A 3,123-nucleotide genomic window follows, 5' to 3' on the forward strand; every position below is an offset into this window, starting at 1 on the left:
CTCGTGCATGGCGCGCAGCGGCGCGGCGAGTTCGTTGGCGAAGGCGAGCAGGCGTCCGCCGCTGCGGCGGTTCTCGCTGAGCGCGTAGCGGGCGGCGGGCCGGCCGCCGGCCTTCGGGAAGTGCCGGGGGAACTCGTCGAGGTTGGCGACGGAGGCGCCACGCCAGCCGTAGATCGCCTGGCAGGGGTCGCCGACGGCGGTCACCGGGTGCCCGGTGCCCTGGTCGTCGGGGCCCGCGCCGAACAGGCCGGCCAGCATGAGCCGCTGGGCGACGGAGGTGTCCTGGTACTCGTCGAGGAGCACGACCCGGTACTGGCCGCGCAGGAGTTCGCCGACCTCGGGCCGGCGCTGGGCGAGCCGGGCGGCGGCCGCTATCTGGTCGCCGAAGTCCATCAGCCCGGCGGCGGCCTTGCGGCGCCGGTACTCCTCGACCAGGCGCAGCAGTTCGAGCCGGGCCCGGGCGGTGGCGGGGACGGCCCGCAGGTCGTCGTTGGTGAGCTTGGCGGTGGCGAGGGCGTCGAGGAGGTCCTCGTCGTGGGCGCGCAGGGCGGCGGGTTCGACGAGGTGTTCGGCGAGTTCGCCGTCGAGGGCGATGAGGTCGGCGACGAGGTTGGCGAAGGTGCCGGTGAGGGCGGGGTACGGGCCCGGGCTGGTGCGCAGCACCTTGGCGGCGAGCTGGAAGCGGGTGGCGTCGGCGAGCAGCCGCACGTCGGGTTCGACGCCGATGCGCAGGCCGTGCTCCTTGAGGAGGCGGCCGGCGAAGGCGTGGTAGGTGGAGATCTCGGGTTCGCCGAGCGGCTCGGTGTCGTCGCGGTCGGTGACGCCGGCGCGCAGGAGGGCGGTGCGGACGCGTTCGGCGAGTTCGCCGGCGGCCTTGTTGGTGAAGGTGAGGCCGAGGACCTCGTCGGGGCGCACGGCGCCGGAGCCGACCAGCCACACCACCCGGGCGGCCATCACGGTGGTCTTGCCGGAGCCGGCGCCGGCGACGATCACGGCGGGTTCGAGGGGGGCGCCGATGGCCGCCATCTGCTCCCGGTTGAACGGGATCCCGAGCAGCTCCTTGAGCTGGTCGGGATGGCTGAGCACGGCGGTCACCCCGCAACGTTAACCGGAGCGGCGGACATCCTTCATTCGACGAGTTGTGCCCCGTCGCGCTGGGCGGAGCAGCTGCGGCGGAACGCGCAGCGGTCGCAGCCGCCGCCGGTGCGGGGCACGAAGCGCTCGGCGAGGACGCGCCCGGCGGCCTCGGCCAGCAGGTTCTCGATCCACGGCTCGCCCTCGGGCGGCTCCTGGCGCTGCACCTTGGGGGCGTCCTGGGCGGCCTTGGCGGCGGGCTCGCGCAGGTGCACCAGCTCGGCGCCGCCGGTGTCGGGGGCGCGGCCCGCGAAGCCGGGCAGTTCGTTCAGCGCCCCGGCCCGGACGGCGAGCTGGTAGACGGCGAGCTGCTTGTGGTCGGGCAGCGACTTGTCGGTGGGGATCTGCTTGCCGGTCTTGAAGTCGACGACGTAGGCGCGCCCGGCCGCGTCCTTCTCGACCCGGTCCATCGAGCCGCGGATGCGCACCGAGACGCCGCCGACGTCGAGGGTGACGTCGAAGCCGTGCTCGGTGGCGACGAGGTCCCGGCCGCGTTCCAGGACGTGCCAGTTGAGGAAGCGCTCCAGGGCGGCGCGGGCCTCGGTCTTCTCCTGGCGGGACTTCCACGGCGCGTCGAAGGCCAGCGCGTCCCAGACGGTGTCCAGGCGCTCCATGAGGACGGCGAGGTCGGCGGGGGTGCGCCCGGAGCCGACCTCGTCGGCGAGGGCGTGGACGACATTGCCGAAGCCCTGGGCGGCCGAGCCGCGGCCCTGAGCCTTGACCTCCTTGTCCAGGAACCACTGCAGCGAGCAGTTCTCCAGCTGCTCCAGGCCGCTGCCGGACAGCCGCACCGGCAGGTCGGGGCCGCGCAGCGGCTCGGGGGCGGCGGTCGGGTCGTCCAGGCCCCACCAGCGCTCGGGGTGGGCGGCGGGCACCAGCGCCAGCCCGTCCTCGTCGGTGGCGGCGGCGAGCACGGCGAGGCGTTCGGCGGCGGCCCGGCGCAGCTCGGGCGAGCGGGCCGGGTCGACGGTGACGGCCCGCAGCTCGGCGACGAGCGCGTGGACGGCGAGCGGGCGGCGCGGGCGGTGGGTGACGTCCTCGACGGTGACCGGCGGGGTGCGGCGCACGACCCGGCCGGTCGCGGGGTCGACGTCCTCGCGGTAAAGCTCGCGCAGGAAGCGGGAGGGCTCGTCGCCGTCCTCGGCGGGCGCCTTGACGGCGGTGACGATCAGCCGTTCCTTGGCGCGCGTCGCGGCGACGTAGAAGAGGCGGCGCTCCTCGCCGAGCAGGGCGGCCGGGGAGAGCGGTTCGGCGAGGCCGTCGCGGCCGATCCGGTCGGCCTCCAGGAGGGAGCCGCGGCGGCGCAGGTCGGGCCAGAGGCCGTCCTGGACGCCGGCGACGACGACCAGGCGCCACTCCAGGCCCTTGGAGCGGTGTGCGGTCATGAGCCGGACGGCCTCGGGGCGCACGGTGCGCACGGTGAGGGTGTCGGCGGCGATGTCCTGGGCCTCCAGCTCGGCGAGCAGGTCGAGGGCGCTGCGGTGGCCGGTGACCTGTTCCTCGGCGCGGGCGGCGGTCTCGAACAGGGCGCACAGGGCGTCGAGGTCACGGTCGGCGTTGCGGCCGGCGGCGCCGCCGCGCAGGGCGGCCCGCTCCAGGCGCTCGCGCCAGCGGCGGCTGCCCTCCCACAGCGCCCACAGGGCGTCCTCGGCGGTGCAGCCGCCGGCGAGTGCCTCGCGGACCTTGCGCAGCAGGGTGCCGAGGTCGCGGGCGCGCCGGGCGTGCGTGGGGTCGAGGGCGATCAGCCGCTCGGGTTCGGCGAGGGCCTCGCGGATCAGTTCGCCGGCCGGGCGCAGCGCCGCGGCGGGGCGTCCGTCGGCGCGCAGCGCGGCGCGTTCCTCCTCGCGCAGGGCGCGGCCGAGGCGGCGCAGGTCGGAGCCGTCGAGGCCGCCGAGGCGATGACCACCTACGAGGTCAGCGGGATCAGCCCGGACATGTCCTTCCTGGAGATGCTCGACACCCTCAACGAGGAGCTGATCACCCGCGGCG

At 75.8% G+C, this 3,123-nt stretch carries 1 protein-coding gene and 2 pseudogenes; 1 reads left to right on the forward strand and 2 read right to left on the reverse strand.

The window, feature by feature from the left end; genetic code table 11:
- A partial coding sequence (locus AB0O00_RS33815) for a UvrD-helicase domain-containing protein (RefSeq protein WP_363658377.1) occupies window positions 1-1,095 on the reverse strand: 1,095 nt, incomplete at its 3' end.
- Window positions 1,096-1,127: 32 nt separating this feature from the next.
- Window positions 1,128-3,029 (reverse strand): annotated as a pseudogene (locus AB0O00_RS33820) (PD-(D/E)XK nuclease family protein); the annotation flags it as partial.
- 3 nt (window positions 3,030-3,032) lie between these two features.
- Here AB0O00_RS33820 and AB0O00_RS33825 point away from each other — a divergent pair.
- A pseudogene (locus tag AB0O00_RS33825) lies at window positions 3,033-3,123 on the forward strand (succinate dehydrogenase/fumarate reductase iron-sulfur subunit); the annotation flags it as partial.

Source organism: Kitasatospora sp. NPDC093558 (assembly GCF_040683475.1).
Classification (GTDB): Bacteria; Actinomycetota; Actinomycetes; order Streptomycetales; family Streptomycetaceae; genus Kitasatospora.